At 49.6% G+C, this 19,580-nt stretch carries 22 protein-coding genes and 1 tRNA gene; 3 read left to right on the top strand and 20 right to left on the bottom strand.

The features are described 5' to 3' along the window. Position 1: 1 nt before the first annotated feature. From ACT53G_RS04795 to ACT53G_RS04715, 17 genes are all read right to left on the bottom strand, one after another. Positions 2–625, bottom strand: a complete 624-nt coding sequence (locus tag ACT53G_RS04795; protein WP_194748170.1) for an NADH-quinone oxidoreductase subunit J — start codon at positions 623–625, stop codon at positions 2–4. 19 nt (positions 626–644) lie between these two features. After that, positions 645–1,136, bottom strand: a complete 492-nt coding sequence (nuoI, locus tag ACT53G_RS04790) for an NADH-quinone oxidoreductase subunit NuoI (RefSeq protein WP_228518756.1) — start codon at positions 1,134–1,136, stop codon at positions 645–647. Between the two features lie 39 nt (positions 1,137–1,175). Beyond that, a complete protein-coding gene (gene nuoH, locus ACT53G_RS04785) occupies positions 1,176–2,204 on the bottom strand; it encodes an NADH-quinone oxidoreductase subunit NuoH (protein WP_194748171.1) in 1,029 nt (342 codons plus the stop codon). A gap of 1 nt (position 2,205) precedes the next feature. Next, positions 2,206–4,638: an NADH-quinone oxidoreductase subunit NuoG gene (gene nuoG / locus ACT53G_RS04780; RefSeq protein WP_476168848.1), complete on the bottom strand. Its 2,433-nt coding sequence runs from the start codon at positions 4,636–4,638 to the stop codon at positions 2,206–2,208. Between the two features lie 26 nt (positions 4,639–4,664). Beyond that, positions 4,665–5,999 carry an NADH-quinone oxidoreductase subunit NuoF gene (nuoF, locus tag ACT53G_RS04775; RefSeq protein WP_476168847.1) on the bottom strand — a complete coding sequence of 445 codons (1,335 nt, stop codon included), beginning with the start codon at positions 5,997–5,999 and terminating at the stop codon, positions 4,665–4,667. 10 nt (positions 6,000–6,009) lie between these two features. Beyond that, positions 6,010–6,489: an NADH-quinone oxidoreductase subunit NuoE gene (gene nuoE / locus ACT53G_RS04770; RefSeq protein WP_194748174.1), complete on the bottom strand. Its 480-nt coding sequence runs from the start codon at positions 6,487–6,489 to the stop codon at positions 6,010–6,012. 47 nt (positions 6,490–6,536) lie between these two features. Further along, positions 6,537–7,790, bottom strand: a complete 1,254-nt coding sequence (locus ACT53G_RS04765; RefSeq protein WP_476168846.1) for an NADH-quinone oxidoreductase subunit D — start codon at positions 7,788–7,790, stop codon at positions 6,537–6,539. 116 nt (positions 7,791–7,906) lie between these two features. Next, positions 7,907–8,503 (bottom strand): NADH-quinone oxidoreductase subunit C, encoded by a 597-nt coding sequence (locus ACT53G_RS04760; protein ID WP_275355805.1) that lies wholly within the window; start codon positions 8,501–8,503, stop codon positions 7,907–7,909. 43 nt (positions 8,504–8,546) lie between these two features. After that, a complete protein-coding gene (locus ACT53G_RS04755; RefSeq protein ID WP_018985714.1) occupies positions 8,547–9,026 on the bottom strand; it encodes a NuoB/complex I 20 kDa subunit family protein in 480 nt (159 codons plus the stop codon). 6 nt (positions 9,027–9,032) lie between these two features. Next, the gene (gene ndhC / locus ACT53G_RS04750) at positions 9,033–9,389 is read right to left on the bottom strand and encodes an NADH-quinone oxidoreductase subunit A (RefSeq protein WP_029148540.1); all 357 of its coding nucleotides are present in this window, start codon (positions 9,387–9,389) and stop codon (positions 9,033–9,035) included. A 113-nt stretch (positions 9,390–9,502) separates the two neighbouring features. Then, positions 9,503–9,587: transfer RNA gene (locus ACT53G_RS04745), tRNA-Leu, on the bottom strand. 6 nt (positions 9,588–9,593) lie between these two features. After that, the gene (gene secG / locus ACT53G_RS04740) at positions 9,594–9,938 is read right to left on the bottom strand and encodes a preprotein translocase subunit SecG (RefSeq protein WP_476154230.1); all 345 of its coding nucleotides are present in this window, start codon (positions 9,936–9,938) and stop codon (positions 9,594–9,596) included. 52 nt (positions 9,939–9,990) lie between these two features. Then, positions 9,991–10,800 (bottom strand): triose-phosphate isomerase, encoded by an 810-nt coding sequence (gene tpiA / locus ACT53G_RS04735; RefSeq protein ID WP_313988360.1) that lies wholly within the window; start codon positions 10,798–10,800, stop codon positions 9,991–9,993. Between the two features lie 167 nt (positions 10,801–10,967). Further along, the gene (locus tag ACT53G_RS04730) at positions 10,968–12,047 is read right to left on the bottom strand and encodes an alkene reductase (protein ID WP_476168845.1); all 1,080 of its coding nucleotides are present in this window, start codon (positions 12,045–12,047) and stop codon (positions 10,968–10,970) included. A 67-nt stretch (positions 12,048–12,114) separates the two neighbouring features. Then, positions 12,115–12,687 (bottom strand): YceI family protein, encoded by a 573-nt coding sequence (locus tag ACT53G_RS04725; protein ID WP_476168844.1) that lies wholly within the window; start codon positions 12,685–12,687, stop codon positions 12,115–12,117. A 53-nt stretch (positions 12,688–12,740) separates the two neighbouring features. Next, on the bottom strand, positions 12,741–13,313 hold the full coding sequence (locus tag ACT53G_RS04720) for a flavodoxin family protein (protein WP_194748181.1): 573 nt from the start codon (positions 13,311–13,313) through the stop codon (positions 12,741–12,743). A 31-nt stretch (positions 13,314–13,344) separates the two neighbouring features. Then, positions 13,345–14,055 carry a pirin family protein gene (locus tag ACT53G_RS04715; protein WP_476168843.1) on the bottom strand — a complete coding sequence of 237 codons (711 nt, stop codon included), beginning with the start codon at positions 14,053–14,055 and terminating at the stop codon, positions 13,345–13,347. Positions 14,056–14,212: 157 nt separating this feature from the next. Between ACT53G_RS04715 and ACT53G_RS04710 the strand changes: the two genes are divergently transcribed. From ACT53G_RS04710 to tadA, 3 genes are read left to right on the top strand one after another with little or no spacing between them, the layout of a single operon-like run. Next, the gene (locus ACT53G_RS04710; RefSeq protein ID WP_476168842.1) at positions 14,213–15,130 is read left to right on the top strand and encodes a LysR family transcriptional regulator; all 918 of its coding nucleotides are present in this window, start codon (positions 14,213–14,215) and stop codon (positions 15,128–15,130) included. Positions 15,131–15,166: 36 nt separating this feature from the next. Further along, positions 15,167–15,622: a phosphate-starvation-inducible PsiE family protein gene (locus ACT53G_RS04705; protein ID WP_194748184.1), complete on the top strand. Its 456-nt coding sequence runs from the start codon at positions 15,167–15,169 to the stop codon at positions 15,620–15,622. A gap of 2 nt (positions 15,623–15,624) precedes the next feature. Further along, positions 15,625–16,089, top strand: a complete 465-nt coding sequence (gene tadA, locus ACT53G_RS04700; protein WP_313988374.1) for a tRNA adenosine(34) deaminase TadA — start codon at positions 15,625–15,627, stop codon at positions 16,087–16,089. Between the two features lie 87 nt (positions 16,090–16,176). On the opposite strand, the gene ACT53G_RS04695 is transcribed toward tadA, so the two are convergent. The 3 genes from ACT53G_RS04695 to ACT53G_RS04685 form a co-directional block, all read right to left on the bottom strand. Next, positions 16,177–16,998, bottom strand: a complete 822-nt coding sequence (locus ACT53G_RS04695; RefSeq protein ID WP_379075540.1) for a PEP-CTERM sorting domain-containing protein — start codon at positions 16,996–16,998, stop codon at positions 16,177–16,179. Positions 16,999–17,084: 86 nt separating this feature from the next. After that, entirely contained in the window at positions 17,085–17,960 is an 876-nt protein-coding gene (locus ACT53G_RS04690) for a PEP-CTERM sorting domain-containing protein (protein WP_379075537.1), read from the bottom strand. An 80-nt stretch (positions 17,961–18,040) separates the two neighbouring features. Further along, positions 18,041–19,426 (bottom strand): PEP-CTERM sorting domain-containing protein, encoded by a 1,386-nt coding sequence (locus tag ACT53G_RS04685; protein WP_338654764.1) that lies wholly within the window; start codon positions 19,424–19,426, stop codon positions 18,041–18,043. Positions 19,427–19,580 lie beyond the last annotated feature (154 nt).

The following is a 19,580-nucleotide window of genomic DNA, read 5'->3' as shown; positions in this document are numbered from 1 at the left end:
ATTATTTACTCTCCTCTGCAGACGGTGCTGGCACTTCGACTTCGGCAGGCATAGAGATAATACGCAATCTATCGTTACGCTTCACTTTGACCTGCTCGGCCGGATTCATGGATTTGTTGTCTTTACGCTCGCGCAAGGTCAACACAATGGCGGCAATCATCGCCACCAGCAACACTACCGCAGCCAATTCAAACGGCAGCAAGTAGTCGGTATACAATACCTTGCCCAACGCAGCCGTATTACTGAAGCCTGCCGGTGCAGACACCGCCTGACTTGGATTGAGGTTTTTGGCGGAAAGCACCATCACCATTTCGGCCATCATGACCACGCCAAAGGTCAACGCCAATGGCAGGTTAGACCAGAAGCCTTCACGCAATTTGTCGATATTGATGTCCAGCATCATAACCACAAACAGGAACAGCACCATCACCGCCCCCACGTACACCAGAATCAGGGCAATGGCGAGAAACTCAGCTTCAAGCAACAACCAGATGCCTGCCGCCGTAAAAAATGCCAGCACCAGAAACAGTGCAGCATGCACGGGGTTACGCGTAGTAATCACGCGGATGCCAGAGAACAGCAGAATCGCTGCCAGCACATAAAAAACAATATCGGTAAATAACATTTAGGATTCCTGTCCGCGCTTATCGATAAGCTTTATCCTGGGCGCGGTCTGCTGCAATTTGCGCCTCGTATTTGTCACCCACTTCGAGCAACATTTTTTTTGTATACAGCAAGTCGCCGCGCTGCTCTCCGTGGTAGTCAAAAATCCGTGTTTCCACGATGCTATCCACTGGGCAGGATTCTTCACAAAAACCGCAAAAAATGCACTTGGTCAGGTCTATGTCATAACGCGTGGTACGGCGGGTGCCATCATCACGCTGCTCGGATTCAATCGTAATCGCCATCGCCGGACAGACTGCTTCACACAGCTTGCAGGCAATGCAGCGCTCTTCACCATTCGGGTAGCGGCGCAAGGCGTGCAAGCCACGAAAACGGTTGGACTGCGGCGTACGCTCTTCCGGGTACTGAATAGTAATTTTCTTGGCGAAGAAATAGCGTCCAGTCAGGGCCATGCCTTTGAGCATCTCCCATAACATCAAACTGCCTAATGTATTTTTAATTGCGTTCAACATGGTAAGGTTTCCAAATACGTTGTCCGTGCGATTGTCCAGTTAGTGGAATAAATAAGCCCACTGGGTTTGCATCATGCCACCGACCACAATAATCCAGACCAGCGTGATGGGAATAAATACTTTCCAACCCAAACGCATGATCTGGTCATAGCGATAACGTGGAAAGGTAGCGCGGAACCACAAGAACAGGAACAACAGGAAAGCGACTTTTGCCAGCAACCATACAATACTGTCAGGCAAGAACGGCACCGGGGATAACCAACCGCCCAAGAACATCAATGCGGCCAGCATGGACACCAGCATCATATTGGCATACTCAGCCAGGAAGAACACCGCAAAGGCCATGCCCGAGTACTCTACATGGAAACCTGCCACGATTTCAGATTCACCTTCGGCGACGTCAAACGGCGCACGGTTGGTTTCAGCCACCGCACTAATAAAATAGACGACGAACAGCGGGAACAACGGCAGGAAGTACCAGTGCCAGAAGCCTCCTTCTTGCCCCATCACAATCTTGCCCAAATTCAGTGAGTTGGCACACATCAACACACCGACCAGTGTAAACCCCATGGCAATCTCATACGAGACAATTTGTGCTGCGGAACGCAAGGACCCCAGAAACGCATATTTTGAGTTAGACGCCCAACCGGCGATAATCACGCCGTAGACAGCCACCGAAGTCATCGCCAGTATATAGAGTAAGCCTGCATCGACATTGGCCAACACCAGTGTGGCATCAAAAGGCACCACAGCCCAAGCTGCAAACGCCGGAGCAATTGCCAGCACTGGGCCAATAAAAAACAATGCTTTATTAGACGCAGTCGGCAGGATAATTTCTTTAAACAGCAATTTGAGGCCATCTGCCAATGGTTGCAACAAACCCCAGTAGCCCACACGGTTGGGACCGATACGCACCTGCATGTAACCAATCACTTTACGCTCGGCCAGTGTAAGGTAGGCAACGCCTATCATCAATGGCAGCACAATCGCCACAATTTTAATCAGTGTCCACACGACCAGTTGTACGTCTGTCCAGTAGGAACCAAATAATTCAGCAAAGAAATGCATGTTATGCCATCTCGGTCAGTTGTTTTTCGTAAATTGCCACTTGCTCGGCAGACGCTTTTTCAATGGTGATGTCCCCCATCAAATCGCCAAGACCCGCAGTGAGTGGATGCGCTGCAGCCACACGCACACAGCCTTTGGCAACGTGGTTATCCAGACGCGCTTTAAGCACGGCACTGCCTTTATCCTGACGGGCGACAACGATGTCGCCATCTTGCAAGCCAAGCTCTGCCAATTGGTCAGCATGCATCCGCGCCATCGGACGGATGTTGTATTTGGTTTTTTGCAGGGGCGCAGAACGGCGCACGATCGGGTCAGACTCGTACTGTGGCACTTCACCAATTCGCTGCAGGCCTTGTTTCTTGATATTCACCTGAATTTCTACCAGCTCTTTGAGGTTGTTGTTGAGACTGCGCCAGACCACGGCCGAGGGCTTCTCACCATTAAAGATGGCATTTTTCACTTCGTCGGAACTGTTGTATTCAAAGCCAGGAAAATCCAGCGTATTTGCCAGCACACGCAGGACTTTCCAGCCTGGGCGCGCTTCGCCGAGAGGACGCGTCACAGCCTGGAAGCTCTGTACACGCCCTTCCATGCTCATAAAGCTGCCAGAGGTCTCGGTGAATGGCGTGATCGGTAACAGGATATCGGCGTTGTCGAGTGCTGCAGACTTGTACGCGGTCAAGGCAATCACGCACTCGGCTTTGGCGATGGCATCGGCTGCCAGTGCGGCATGCTGACAATCCAGCTCAGGCTCAATATTGAGCAATAGATACGCTTTGCGTGGGACTTCCAGCATAGCCCGTGCGTGCATGCCTGTGGCTGTAGGCATGACACCCATCAAATGCATGCCGGTGCTGTTTGCCGCTGGCGGTAAAATACCGCCTTTCGCACCGCTGATGCCGCCAATGGCTTCAGCCATACTGTACATCTCGGTAAAACGGGGATCACTCAAAGCCATATTGCCTAGAAAAATACCAACCTTGGGTGCAATCAGGATCAAGTCGTCGCTGATACCTGCCAGGCACTCTGCAATTTTTTGCGTATTGGGACGCACCTGGATTTCTTCGAGTAACTTGTTCAGGGTGGGTGGCAAGCATAGCGACAGTTTTTGCAAGCCAGACATGGCTTTGAGGATCTGGCCCAACACATTCACCATGTCGTTCGGGCGCACAATGACTTTATGTGCAATGTCCATCAATGGATCGTTATCGAGCGGGCTGACAATACATAATTCAGCCCCTCTGGAAACGGCCTTGCGGATACGTTGTGCCAGCAAAGGATGTTCATTGCGGATATTCGAACCAATCAGAAGGATGCGATCCAGCTCTTCGATTTCCTGAATATTGCAACCCATCCATGGGGTGCCGGTACGTTTGCCATCCAGACGGAAGTCTGTCTGACGCAGGCGGTAATCCACGTTGCCACAGCCCAGGCCATCTGCCAGCTGCTTGATCAGGTAGCCTTCTTCCATGGTGCTATTCGGAGAAACCAGCACGCCCAAGGCATCACCGCCATATTGTTTGGTAATGTCTTTGAGCTGTCCCGCTGCAAACTCAATGGCTGTTTTCCAGTCAGTTTCCTGCCATTGCCCGTTGTGCTTGATCATGGGCACCTTGAGGCGGTCCGCACTGTTCAAGCCCTCGTAGGAGAAACGGTCACGGTCAGACAGCCAGCATTCGTTAATCGACTCTTTTTCACGCGGTAACACACGCATGACTTTATGATCTTTGACGTGGACTTCAATGTGCGAACCCAAGCCATCGTGCGGCGCAATCGAAGGTCTGCGCACCAGCTCCCAGCTGCGTGCAGAGTAACGGAAAGGCTTGCTGGTCAGCGCGCCCACCGGGCACAAATCAATAATATTGCCACTGAGTTCGGAGTTCACAGACTGGTCAACATAAGCGGTAATCTCGGCATGCTCGCCACGATTGACCAAGCCCAGCTCCTGCATGCCGCCTACCTCTTTCAGGAAGCGCACACAGCGGGTACATTGGATACAACGTGTCATGTCAGTGCTGACCAGCGGACCAATGTTTTTGTTGAAGACCACGCGTTTTTCTTCGGTATAGCGTGAGCCAGACGCGCCATAAGCGACGGCAATATCCTGCAAATCACATTCACCGCCCTGGTCGCAAATCGGGCAATCCAGCGGGTGGTTAATCAGCAAAAACTCCATCACGCTTTGCTGAGCTTCCACGGCAGATTTACTACGGGTGTAAATCTTCATGCCATCCGCCACCGGGGTTGCACAGGCAGGCAGCGGTTTGTTGAATTTTTCTACCTGCACCAGACACATACGACAGTTGGCGGCCACCGACAGCTTTTTGTGGTAACAAAAACGCGGGATGGCGATCCCTGCCGCATCGGCCGCATCAATAATGGTGCTGCCATGTTCGACTTCTAGAGGTTTGCCGTCAATTTCGATGTTTAGCATGTGATTACCGTTAAGCTTAAAACCGTTTATTTACCATCTACCATGGATTTGCCATGCTGGATGTAATACTCAAATTCGGGACGGAAGTGCTTGATGAAACTCAACACAGGCGTTGCTGCAGCATCGCCCAAAGCACAGATGGTTCGGCCAGAAATGTTGTTACTTAAATCAGTCAGCAAGTCGAGATCTTCCATCTTGCCTTTGCCATCGACAATACGCTCGATAATGCGGTACACCCAACCGGTGCCTTCGCGGCAAGGCGTGCATTGCCCACAGCTTTCTTCATAAAAGAAATAGCTTAAGCGCTTGAGTGTTTTCACCATGCAGGTGGTTTCGTCCATCACAATCATGGAACCTGCACCCAGGCTGGAGCCGGCTTTGCTCAAGCCATCATAGTCCATGGTGGCATTTTCAATGGCGCTCGCTGGCATGACCGCAGTGGAAGGGCCACCTGGAATCACCGCTTTGAGTTTGCGACCTTTCCAAACACCACCGGCCATGGTCAGCAGGTCCTTAAAAGGTGTCCCCATTTTGATCTCGTAGTTACCTGGTTTTTCAACATGACCAGACACCGAGAATAACTTACTGCCACCAGAATTAGGCACGCCTAAATCTGCAAATGCCTGACCGCCATGCTGCATGATCCAGGGGATGGAGGCATAGCTCTCGGTATTGTTGACGTTGGTCGGCTTGCCAAATACACCGTAGCTAGCAGGAAATGGTGGTTTGAAACGAGGCTGGCCTTTTTTGCCTTCAATCGACTCAATCAGGGCCGTTTCTTCACCGCAGATATAAGCACCGTATCCATGGACAGCATAGAGATCAAAGCTAAATTCAGTGCCGAACAGGTTTTCACCCAGGTAGCCAGCTTCACGCGCCTCAGCTAACGCAGCCTCAAAAATCTCATAATCCTGCCAGATTTCACCGTGGATATAGTTATACCCCACGCGTGCACCCAGCGTATAAGCGGCAATCGCCATGCCTTCAATTAACTGATGCGGGTTATAACGGATAATGTCACGGTCTTTAAATGTACCTGGCTCGCCTTCGTCTGTGTTGCAAACCAGATATTTGGTGCCGTCGTAATAACGCGGCATAAAGCTCCATTTGAGGCCGGTCGGAAAGCCTGCACCACCTCGACCACGCAAATTGGACACCTTGACCTGGCTGATGATATCCGGGGCCTTCACTTTTTCGGTCACCAAGCGCTTGAGCTGGGCATAGCCGCCTAATTTCTCATACGTTGCCAGGGCGGCAGGATTGTCTTCGCTAAGTGTACGCAAAGTCACCAAAGTCTGGCCGGCCAAATCAGTTTTGATCACTGGTTTACTATTCAAGGAAGCATTTGAAGTCTTAGCCATATTCCGTATCCTAGCCCTTGTTTAGCTCGTTAATGAGGGCATCCACTTTTTCGGTGGTCAGAAATTCGTGCATTTCACTGTTATTCACATGCAGTAACGGTGCGCCACCGCAACAGCCCATACACTCGCCTTCTTTCAGGCAGAATTTACCATCCGCTGTAACTTCGTTGAAGCCCACACCCAACTTGTGCTGCAAGTGCTCGACAATCTCATCTGAGCCACGCAACATGCAAGAAATATTGGTACAGACCGTAATTTTGTATTTTCCGACTGGCTCGAGATCATACATGTTGTAGAAGGTAGCGACTTCTAACGCCGCGATTTCCGGAATGCGCAAGTACTTGGCTACTTCGGAAATACTTTCCTTGGATAACCAGCCACGCTCCATCTGGACGATGCGTAATGCAGACATCACCGCTGCCTGACGCCTGTCAGCTGGATATTTGGACAGTTCGTATTCAATCTTTTCAATCGATTCTGCACTGAGCATGCTTTTACCTTACTATCTTTTCGATCCGCGCTATCACGTTGTTCGGATTATCTGTCGATCTCACCGAACACAATATCTTGTGTCCCAATGATGGCTACCAGGTCGGCGATCATGTGGCCTCTGGTCATCTCATCCAATGCAGCCAAATGGGCAAAGCCCGGCGCACGGATTTTCAGGCGGTAGGGTTTATTGGCACCATCTGACACCATATAAATCCCGAACTCGCCTTTGGGATGCTCAACCGCAGCATAGGCCTCCCCTGCGGGAACATGGAAACCCTCGGTAAATAACTTGAAGTGGTGGATCAAGTCTTCCATATTGGTTTTCATCCCTTCGCGGTTTGGCGGGGCAATCTTATTGTCATCTGTAATGACTGGCCCTGGGTTCTTGCGCAACCAGTCTATGCATTGTTTGATGATACGGTTGGATTGACGCATTTCTTCCACACGCACCAGATACCGGTCATAACAGTCGCCATTGACGCCAATCGGGATATCAAAGTCCATCTTGTCATAGACTTCATAAGGCTGTTTCTTGCGTAAATCCCAGGCAATGCCAGAACCACGCAACATGGCACCGGTCATGCCCAATGCCAATGCGCGCTCCGGTGTCACCACGCCAATACCCACTGTCCGCTGCTTCCAGATACGGTTATCGGTTAACAGTGTTTCATATTCATCTACATAGGTCGGGAAGCGATTGGTAAAGTCTTCAATGAAATCCAGCATGGAACCCTGACGGTTTTCATTGAGCTTGTTAACTTCTTCTGCACTACGGAATTTGGTGGTTTCGTGTTGCGGCATTTTTTCCGGCAGGTCACGATATACGCCACCCGGGCGGTAATACGCCGCATGCATACGGGCGCCAGACACGGCCTCATATACATCAAACAAATCTTCACGCTCGCGGAACGCGTACAGAAAAACCGTCATGGCGCCGACGTCCAGCGCATGTGCGCCCAGCCACAGCAAGTGGTTGAGAATACGGGTAATTTCGTCGAACATGACGCGGATATACTGCGCGCGCACTGGCACCTCAATGCCGAGCATTTTTTCAATCGCCATGACATAGGCGTGCTCATTGGCCATCATGGAGACATAATCCAGCCTGTCCATATAAGGCACACTTTGCAAATAAGTGCGGTTCTCAGCCAGTTTTTCAGTGGCACGGTGCAGCAGGCCAATGTGTGGATCGGCGCGCTGGATCACTTCACCATCCAGCTCCAGCACCAAACGCAACACACCGTGTGCCGCAGGGTGCTGCGGGCCGAAGTTCATCGTATAGTTCTTAATTTCAGCCATACTAACCATTCCTCAGCTTGCAAGATTCAGCCCAAAACAAGGCGGAATTGCACAGACTGTATGAGTCAAAACGGCAAGCAATGACAACGCCGCATTGAATTGAAGCTTGCAAGTGATTAGCCATGGTGAGCACCTTCATCACGAATAATCCTTGGCACATTATTGCGCAACTCTACCGATACTGGCTGATAGATGACGCGCTGCTGAACAGGGTCATAACGCATTTCAACGTTACCAATCATGGGGAAATCTTTACGGAAAGGATGACCGACAAAACCGTAATCTGTCAGCAAACGACGCAAATCCGGGTGATTTTCAAACATGATGCCGTAGAGGTCAAAAGCTTCACGCTCAAACCAGTTGGCGACCGGCCAGATATCGACCAAAGTCGGAAACACAGGAAAGTCATCGTCAGCTGCAAACGCACGGATACGCACACGCTGATTCAAACTGACCGAAAGCAAATGCAGCACCACAGCAAAGCGCTGACCTTCCCAGCGGCCATCGCCATACTCCAGATAATCCACCCCACACAAGTCAATCAGTTGCTCAAATTTGAGCTCCGCATGAGTTTTCAATTTTTCAGCCACGGCCAGCAGGTGTTTCACATGAACTTCCACCGTGAGTTCACCCAACTGTTGCTCCAGCCTGACCACACCCTCACCCAAGGCCAACTTGAGCTGTGCAGACAAATGTTCGAGTTTTGCAGACATAGTTAATTTCTAGGGCTTAGTATGTTGTCAGAGCGCGTCACCATCAGGTTCTGGCAATCGTATTGGTACGCTTGATTTTCTTTTGCAACTGGATAATGCCGTACAACAAGGCCTCGGCAGTGGGCGGACACCCAGGAACATATACATCCACCGGCACAATCCGGTCACAGCCGCGCACCACTGCATAAGAGTAGTGATAGTAGCCGCCACCGTTAGCACAACTACCCATGGAAATTACCCAGCGCGGTTCTGCCATCTGGTCATACACCTTGCGCAGCGCAGGCGCCATTTTGTTCACCAGCGTGCCCGCCACAATCATCACGTCAGACTGACGTGGGCTGGGCCTGAACACAATCCCGAAACGGTCAAGATCGTAACGCGAAGCGCCGGCATGCATCATTTCAACCGCACAGCAAGCCAGACCGAACGTCATCGGCCACAATGAACCGGTACGGGTGTAATTAATCACCGTATCCAGCGTGGTGGTAACAAAGCCTTTTTCTAATACGCCTTCAATGCTCATTTTGCATCAATCCCATTCAAGGGCGCCCTTCATCCATTCAAAGATGAAGCCGACCACCAATACAAATAAAAACACCATCATTGCCCAGAAGCCAGCAGAACCAATTTCTTGGATCACCACCGCCCATGGAAAAAGAAATGCAATTTCGAGATCAAACAGAATAAACAGAATGGCGACCAGATAGTAGCGCACGTCAAACTTCATGCGCGCATCTTCAAAGGCTTCAAAGCCACATTCGTATGGAGAGTTTTTTTCCGCATCAGGTTTGTGCGGAGAGAGAATTTTACCGGCAAGCAACGGACCAAGACCAACGCCCAGCCCCACCAGAATAAACATCAAAATCGGGAAATAGTTTTCTAACACTGATTTGCCTTCATCGATCATGTTAACAAGTTATTTCAATGCAGCTAGCCGCCCATTAAAACACTCCCAAACCATCTATTCCCTGCCAGAGCAAAGTTGCAAGCAACTCTATCTGGTGCCGTCGGCGAGACTCGAACTCGCACGACTTTCGTCACTACCCCCTCAAGATAGCGTGTCTACCAATTTCACCACGACGGCCAATGTTTAGTTAGGAATATCTTTGGGTGTATTTTCAACCGGCTTGGCCACTTCTGTAGCCTCACCTTTGGCCGGAGCCTGTTGGGTCACTGTGGATTTAACCACACTGCCAGAACTTGCTTTATGGCTGGACATAAAGGCCAGCGTCAAGCTAGTTGCAAAAAACACTGAAATAAAAATCGATGTCAGCTTGCTCAGCAAGTTAGAGGACCCAGACACGCCGAATAGACTGCCGGAGGCTCCACTGCCAAAAGCGGCGCCCATATCGGCACCCTTACCATGCTGCAATAAGACCAGGCCAATCACGGCAGCAGCTGCCAGCACATGAATGACGAGAATGACGTTTTCCATATTTCTTTAATCCATTAAGTAATAACGATTTGGCTTTTGGCTCTTTCGCTATCTAGATGACGCTATTTTCAGGGACGGCCTGACATATTTTTATAAATTGCTCTGCATCTAGCGAGCAACGACCGACCAGCGCGCCATCAATTTCCTTCTGATTCAACAATTGTACCGCATTTTGCGGGTTTACGCTGCCCCCGTAGAGGATTTTTAGCGTGTCCGCCGCCGTTTTATCGGAGGCGGCAACCGTCTCTCGAATAAACTGGTGCATGGCGACCGCCTGCTCCGAAGTGGCCGCCAGTCCGGTGCCAATCGCCCAGATCGGCTCATAAGAAACAATGCTGCCAGCAAAGGCCTCACCGCCAAATAAGCGGATGATGGTTTCCAGCTGCTTGCCAACCACACGCTCCATGACGCCTGCTTCACGCTCCAGCAGCGTTTCACCCACACATAAAATAGGTGTTAAGCCGTGCCGTTTGGCCATCATGAATTTTTCAGCAATGTTTTCATCGGACTCACAATAAGCCGTGCTGCGCTCCGAGTGGCCAATAATCACATACCTGGCGCCAAAATCGGTCAGCATTTGCGCCCCTACTTCACCGGTGTAGGCACCTTCCTCATATTTCGCAACATTTTGTGCGCCCCAAGCGACAGAAGTTCCCGTCAACAGGGTTTGAATTTGCGCAAGATAGGGATAAGGCACGCAGACCACGACCTCAGTGCGCGTACAAGCGGCCAAAGCTGGCAGGTAGGCCTGAATCAATTGCTGGTTACGCATGAGATTGCCATGCATTTTCCAGTTGGCAACCACCAGCTTTCTTGAGGCCAGGGATATTGGAGTAGATGAAACAGTGCTGGTGCTAGACATGCAGAATTAAGCTCGCAGAGGCATGATGTGGATGCATATATAACGAGCCAGAGAGGCCCGCAAATATTCGGTTGTGCGGATTTTACGCTCGCGCCTCCTGAGCAGCAAGCATTAGTCGCCAAGTAGAGCGTGTCTACCCCGTCAACACAAGATAGACACGAGTACGATCAGGCACTCAAGAAGGGATAGTCGGTGTAGCCATGCTCGGTACCGCCGTAAAACGTTTTGGAATCAGCCTCATTGAGTGGAGCATTTTTTGCAAACCGCTCAACCAGATCCGGGTTGGCAATAAACGGAACACCATAAGCGACTGCATCTGCATGGCCACTGGCAATCGCCGCATTCCCGCGCGCCTTGTCATAACTCAGGTTTGCGATATAACCGCCCTTAAACAATTTACGCATCGCCGCAAAATCAAATGGCTCAGCTTTGCCACCGCCATGAATGCCCCCTTCCACCACATGCAGATAGGCCAGCGTGAAGCGATTCAGGGCATCCGTGACATGATTGAATGTTTGCTGCGCCTGGCTATCATGCATATCATTAAATGGGTTCACCGGTGACAAGCGCACCCCCACTTTGTCTGCGCCTATTGTATCCACCACCGCCTGCACCACCTCGAGCAGTAATCGCATACGGTTTTCTACCGGCCCGCCATATTGATCCTGGCGCTGATTGCTACCGTCGCGCAAAAACTGGTCTAGCAGATAACCATTGGCCGCATGCACTTCTACACCATCAAAACCCGCTGCAATGGCACATTTTGTGGCATGAATATAATCCTGCACGATGCCAGCCAATTCGGACACCTCCAGTGCGCGCGGGGTCACGTAATCTTGTAAACCCTGGTAGGTAAATGCCTGGCCGGCAGGCTTAATTGCTGAAGGCGCCACTGGCAATGCCTGATTGGGTAACAGGCTGGGGTGTGAAATACGGCCTACATGCCACAACTGAATGACGATTTTTCCGCCCTTGGCATGCACAGCATCAGTCACTTTTTTCCAACCAGCCACCTGCGCATCAGTATAAATGCCTGGCAAAGCAGGATAGCCATGCGCCATCGGTGAGATCGGGGTCGCTTCGGTAATAATCAGCCCGGCAGTCGCCCGCTGCTCATAATAGGTGACATTCATTGCTTGTGGTACACCGCCCTCGCCTGCACGGTTACGTGTCAGTGGGGCCATTGCAATACGGTTTTTGATCTCAATGCTGCCCAGTTTGCCCGGGGAAAATAAATCCAATGTCATACTCGCTCCTCATTCCCTGCATACAATAAACACTGCGCGGACAAAACGTCCGCGCATGGATTTAAAATTATTTTGCTTTCACACCTTCAACCAACAAGGTTATTTCAATGTCGTCACCGACCGGCGCATTTGCGCCCGTCGCCCAGCCAAAACCATAATCAGAAGCTTTGATGGTCAAATGCCCCTCAAAACCGGCGCGCTGACCACCCCATGGATCGGCGCCATAGCCCAACACTTTCACGGGAATATCCACCAGTTTGGTCACGCCATGCATGGTCAACTTACCCTGCATCACTGCCTGCGTCTGGTTGCTGGCCGTGACCTTGGTGCTCTCGAACAAAATCTGGGTATATTTTCCCACATCCAGATACTTATCCGCCTTGATATGTTCATCACGTTTGCCAAACCCGGTATTCACACTGCTGACATTGATCGCAGCACGTACGGTCGCCGTATTCAGATTGGTGGGATCCAGGGTAATGACGCCACTGACATCGTTAAAAGTCCCTGAAGTTTTGGAAACAACATGACGGATACTGAAATTGGCAAAACTGTGGGTGCCATCGATATTGTAGGTATCGGTCACCGCCCAGGCCTGAGTAGCCATCATCAAGCCGAGCGTCAAAATTAACTTTTTCACTGAGTTCTCCTTGTTAGATCGTGAATTAGGATAGGTTTTTAATGAGGCCGTGGTTAAGCGGCTTTCGCAAAACGTAACGCAACACTGGCCACACGCTCACCCAGGTGCTCTGCCGTGAGCAGGTCACTCTGAATCGGCGCCAAGTCCGGGCCCTGGTCAGCATTCGCCTGCGCCATGGCACCTAAAAAGCTGCCCAGACGGTTTAAGTCGTTGACCGAACCATTACTGTTATTGTTCCCCGGCAGCAAATCCTGGCCCACCCAAATCATGCCATGCTGCGCGGCAAACACAGCCAACTGGATCAAGGTACTAAGCTTGTCACCACTCTGGCTGGCAGAAGTGGTAAAGCCAGCCGCAATCTTGTCTTTCCAGTCACGGGTATACCAGGCCTTCGAGCTGGCATCCATAAAAGTTTTAAACTGGCCTGAAGCCGAACCCATATAGGTTGGGCTGCCAAAGATAATGGCGTCGCTGGCCTTGAGCAGATCCCACTGCTGCTGCGCCTCATCCACAGTTAAAAGATTGACGGTCACACCCGCAACCTTTTGCGCGCCACGGGCCACGGCTTTAGCTTGCTCAGCGGTATGACCATACCCACTGTGATAAACAATTGAAACTTGAGTCATGTCATTGCTCCTTTAAAAAATGTAAAAACGATTATTCGACTATTTCAGGCAGATCAAACCATAATATTTCGCTGTCTTGGGCAGCAAGTATCGAGAGAGAAGCCGGGGCATCTACCTTGAGGGCATCCCCTGTCTGCAACCGTTGACCACCGATCACCACTGCGCCGGATGCAATATGGAGGTAAGCACAACGTCCCGCATTGACCTCAACCGGCAAAGCAGCCTCTGCTGTCAGTACCGTGGCATACAATGACAGATCCTGATGCACTTTTAATGACCCGGCGCGGGCATCAGACGAAGCAATCAAGGCCCAGCGGTTTTGCTTGTCAGCCAGCGGGATGGTTTTATCTTCATACGCCGGGGCCAAGCCTTGCGTATCAGGGGTGATCCAGATTTGTAGCAAATGGGCCGTGGTCTGCGAGGATGCATTCATCTCACTATGACGGATACCCGTCCCTGCACTCATGCGCTGTACATCCCCCGCGCGAATCACTGCGCTGTGGCCCATGCTGTCAGTATGGCGCAACTCCCCCGCCAACATGTAGGTAATAATTTCCATGTCCTGGTGGCCATGCATACCAAACCCCGTGCCGGGGGCGATTTTGTCGTCATTGATCACCCGCAACACCGAGTAGCTCATATGCTCAGGGTCGTAATAACTGGCGAAAGAAAAACTGTGAAAGCTTTGTAACCAGCCATGATTAGCATAACCACGACTATTTGAAGGGCGAACATGCAACATTTATTCACTCCATTTGAAAGTTTAAATGTATGATAAAAAAACACTTAATCTTTAGATAGCAAAACATTTTGCATCACTTGTTCAGATTTTTTGATGAAGCTGTTAGCACTTAATGCGATGAACCACCCCGCCCTTTTTCAACCTTATCCCTTCAGCTATGGCCATTAAACTGAGTCTGGAAGCCCTTGAAGTCATTGATGCGATTGACCGCAAAGGCAGTTTTGCCGCCGCGGCTGAGTCGCTATACCGTGTCCCCTCGGCACTCACCTACACCATCCGCAGACTGGAAGAAGATTTGGGGCTGGAGCTTTTTGACCGCAGTGGCCACCGCGCCACGCTGACCGAAGCCGGTGCCGAACTGCTCAAAGAAGGCCGTTATTTACTCGATGCTGCGCATGCGCTGGAGCGCCGCGTACAACGCGTTGCGACCGGTATTGAAACTGATATTGCCATTGCGATTAGCGATTTATTTGATTTCGACCCGGTACTCAATCTGCTACAAGCCTTTTACCAGCAAGGCTTTGGCACTCGGGTGAAGCTGGTCCGTGAGGTGTATGGCGGGAGTTGGGATGCATTACAGACGGGGCGGGCTGATATCTCTATTGGGGCTCCAGGAGACGCTCCGCCTGGCGGCGGCTTCTCTACACATTTGCTCGGACAACTGGAATTTGTGTTTTGTGTGGCCCCGCATCATCCGCTTGCCGCATTACCAGAGCCGCTCAGCGCAAGTGATATTGTGCAGTATCGCGTTGTAGCGGCCGCAGACAGTTCACGCAACCTGCCCCCAAGGACCTCAGGCATTCTTTCTGGACAGGATGTACTCACCGTGCCTGACATGCAGACAAAATTAAAGGCGCAAATGGCAGGAATTGCCATCGGCTATCTACCAAAATTTATGGCACAAGCGGCCGCTGCGCAGGGCAAACTTGTGCTAAAACAGGTATCAGAACCGAAACCGGTGGGACCCACTTTTATTGCCTGGCGCCAACAGCGGCCCAGCGAAATGGGCAAAGCCATGCAATGGCTGCTCAAAGCCTGTTGCGAGATTCCACTGGAGCAATTGCTTAGCAAATGATTTATCATCCTTGCTGTCGCATTGATTGGATCCAATATGTCGCAAGAACAACTACCTGAAGAATTTGCACCACTCAACCGCATCGCCATCAAGGCCATGCTTTGGCTCAATGGGTTCGCGCATATTATTATCGGCCTTGCTCTGGCCACTTCTGTATTGATGTTTACCTGGCTATTTTTCCTCGACGTGAAGGAAGCGGCTTACGCACATAATCTGGTTCATGGCTTTTTGCGCGCCTTGGGCACCTTGATGCTGTTATGGTCCATCTCTGCCCTCATCTCGGCAGAAATTCGCTACCTGCGCGGCCACAAATTACTGGTAGAAACCTTTGTCGAGGTGGTACTGGTCATGTTTTTGCGCAAACTGATTGTGCTCCCTGTACAAGATGCCACACCGACTTATGAAGAAATCGCCATCTGGCTGGCCGGCGCATTTGTCATGGGGCTGGTGTACATACTGATCCGCCTCGCCGATAAAAATAGTAGTAGATAAGCATGCAAGACGAAGCATTTATGCGCATTGCCATCGCGCTGGCAAATGAGGCAGCAAACCTGGGCGAGGTCCCGGTCGGCGCGATTGTGGTCAAAGAGGGGCAGATTATCGGCAAAGGCCGCAACGCCCCCATCAGCCTTAATGACCCCACCGCCCATGCGGAAATCCAGGCCATGCGTGAAGCAGCGCAGCACTTAGGTAACTATAGACTGGTTGGCTGCACTTTATACGTCACCCTTGAGCCGTGTGCCATGTGTAGCGGCGCCATACAACATGCCAGAATTGCGCGTCTGGTTTACGGTGCCAGCGACCCCAAAACGGGTTGTTGCGGCAGTGTAGTGAATTTGATGGCGGAGCAGAAACTCAATCATCACTGTGTGGTGAGTCATGGCGTCTTGGCTGATGAGTGTGGCGCGTTATTAAGTGATTTCTTCAGGCAGCGTCGCTTAGCCAAATCAAATGGATAACGACCAGATCACAAGCGCTTATCACAGCCATATAAAACAACAAACCCGCCAAAGGCGGGTTTGTTTTACAACGGATACAGCTTAAAATTAAACAGCTTTGCGACGGCGAACGATGCCACCAATCAGACCCAAGCCTGCCATCATCATGGCAAATGTTTCAGCTTCTGGTACAACGGTTGCAGATGTAGCCAACACGTTCAAACGGTAGTTCAAGCCATTACCTGAGCCATTAGTGAAGCTATTACCCCAGTAGCCGCTTGAAGCCATACCACCACCGTTTTGAGCGGTGTTACCACGGATACGAATCCAGAAATATGCATCAGGCGCATTAGTGTCGCCATTATTGCTTACAGCATTTGCCAGAAACTGATCCACTGAGAAACCTGTGTAGCCAGCAACACCACCGTTCAGATAATCAATCGTTGAGAATTGACCATTGGTAAAAGTGCTGGTTGCAAAATTGATTTCTTGTCCCCAAGCAGCATCACCCGTCGCACCACCCCAACCTTTTTGAGGGGTACCACAGCTGGCGCCATAACTGACGCAACCGTTTTCTTCCCACTCAATATCGTTTGTGCCTAAACCAGCCACATTACGGTAGTTATCATTCCCTAAATTTTCTGTACCTGCAAAGTTCATCTCGTAAGATGAAATCCAAACTGCACCGGTATTACCAGAAGCAAACTGGCTCAGATTATTCAAGCTTACAGTAACACGAACACCACTGGCACCATCACCTAAGTTCAAGTCAGCCAAATCAGTCATCGTAATAGACCCTACACTGCTTGAAGTTGTGCCGTAGTTATTTGTAGCAATAAAGTTCAAATCAAAGGTTGCAGTTTTAGCAGAGGCTTGAGTTGACAGAGCCAATAATGCAGCCAGTACAGAAGTTTTAATTACATTTTTCATAGAGATTCCCCTCAAAAAGTGGGCGGAGTTACCGCCCTTATTTAAAAAATATTTTTCAAGTTAAAGCGAGTATGCTTTTTTAGTTATTAAGCTTGTTTCTTTTGACGACGCGCTGCAGCAATCACGCCTAAACCTAACATCATCAAAGCAAAATTTTCTGGTTCAGGCACTGGCGTGACGGTAGTTGGCACAAACCCTCCAATAAAACCACCTGCAGGGTCTTGACCCTCTTCACCAGCCTGATAAAAGCCAATTGCCTTAGCACCAAGGGTGTATGCAGTTGCATCAGTCTTTACTAGGAAAAGGCCGGACCATGGATTCTCTTCTGTCAAGCTGAAGTCACCCATTTGACGAACGGTACCTTCAGAGAGTGCAAACACTGATCCACCTGCTGTAGAGTCTGTTTTAGCGGCTTGATACATTCTCAAATCATAATCAGAAGAGTATGTCCACGCTGCTGCTGTGTTATAGCCAGTAAAGCCGTAACGATAGAGATAGTTAGCTTCTTCACTGTTGTCTTCACGGTTCAAATAACGAGTACCAAATACCAAGGTGTTATCTGCACTGTCACGATAAACAAAATCAAAAATGTCAGCTTGTGCAGACCCTGGTGCCAAATCGACCCCGCGAGTAACTTTCCAGTCCACCAAAGTCAATGTCCCAGTCGATAAAGTAGTGCCTGCGCTAAAAGTACGGTAATTAATTAAACTAGCGACAATATCGCCGCTACCACCATCAGCAAATGAGGTGGAAACATCATCGTAGCCAGTTAAGTAAGTTGCTGAAACTGTCTCTATATAGAGCTTATCGGCGTTTTGGTTATTTGAGCCCTGAACGAAGCCTCCTAAAGCAGCAGAAACATTAGTGCCATTACCATTGGTCAGTGTTTGAAAGTTGCCAGCTTCTGCAGACATCGCAGTCATTGCGAGCAACGTTGAGCAGATTAATAATTTAAGCTTCATGCTTGATCTCCTATCAATTTTTATATCAACAAAATTAAACGTTATAAATTCATGGCTGTTTAGCTTTACAAAATGGCTAATTATTTTTTGCGTCTTGCCATAAGTCCTGCCAAACCAAGACCGCAAAGCAGCATACCCAGCTCCGATGGTTCTGGAACCGGTGTTACTGAAATCACACTGAGCACACCTGAGGTAGCGTCATAATTCCAACTAAGGCCATTCTGCAAAGGATTAAGCGCAACAATTTGAGCAAAAGCACCACTTGAACTTGTGAAGTCAAATAAATCGAACGAATCACCGGCATTACCTGAATAGCCATTGATAAAGGAAAGCTTGAGAATGCCTCCAAATGTCAAGTTGCCATTAACAGTCAAGTGATCATAATCAGTGCCCTGTATTAATCCGCCGATTTCAACAAGCGTTTCATTAGCGGTACCAAAGACAACATCACCATCAATAGTTACTGCACCTGGGCTATTCCCTGCTGAGTACCCGCCATTGAATTCAAAAACTCCACCACCACCCAACTGAGCGCCAACACGCTGATTGAATTCTCCATTGAACGTTACTTTTGTTTGGGGTGTGGTTGTGATAACAGCACTCGAGTTTGCAACTACGGCACCGTTGAACTGAGTGTTTCCGTAACTTACGTTCAGTCCACCACTGATATTCATATCATTCGCGTAAGTTCCACCATAAGTATTAATTTTTTCACCCGAGAGGATGCCTGCTTCTAGTTTAGTTGGTGCATATCCTGACAACTTGACTGATAGGACAGATTGACCCTCTTCACCACCCTGGCGAATTTCGATAGCGTTGTTAATGACTTTAAAAGCAGTGGCGTTGGTTCGAATTAAATATAAGCCTGATAATGGATTACCCTCAGAGGCATTAATATCAGATCTAAAATCAACAACATTTGGATCATAAACGTCGGCGCCTTGGCCTAGCCCCTTATTGGATGAGGCAACGCTGTAAAGTCTTAAATCTGAATCTGATAGACGTGTCCAACCAGCCTGTACGCTAAATCCGCTGTAGCCATAACGAAAAATGTCGTTCGCTTCTGCAACATTTCTCAAACCATCTGGACGAGTTCCGAAAAACAATCTTGAACCAATCACAACAGAATTTGTGGTGGAGTCAATAAATACATAATCCGAAAACTTTCCTGAATAATAGGTAGCACCACTACCACTCAAAAAGTTTGTATCTACCTGATTAATTAAAGACAAGGATGATGGGAAATTATAGGTACCATCCGCCTTCAAAGTCCCGGTCGGGATGTATAAGGGATCGTTTGTTGAGTTGGCAACACCGCCACATCTAATCAACACAGAGTTGGCCCTGCCACAGCCAGGTGTATTTCTTGCAGTCGGCAAATCAACGAAAGCAGCACTTGCTTCCGATGCCACCAAAAATGACCCGAACACTGCGGCCAGCAGACTGGTTATATTTACCGTTTTCATAATTCTCCTCACATACCTTTGTACTAATCAGTTATCAATAGAGACTTTGCAAAAGCCATGCCAAATAGATAAAAAATACAAATAATCATTAAAATCATATATTTAATAGAGTCAAAAATAATATCGAGCTAAAAGCCTATTTTTTAGGTTGTTT

Source organism: Methylophilus sp. DMC18 (genome assembly GCF_056314005.1).
The sequence above is the reverse complement of the archived record's forward strand: the minus strand, read 5'-3'. Positions and strand labels throughout refer to the sequence as shown.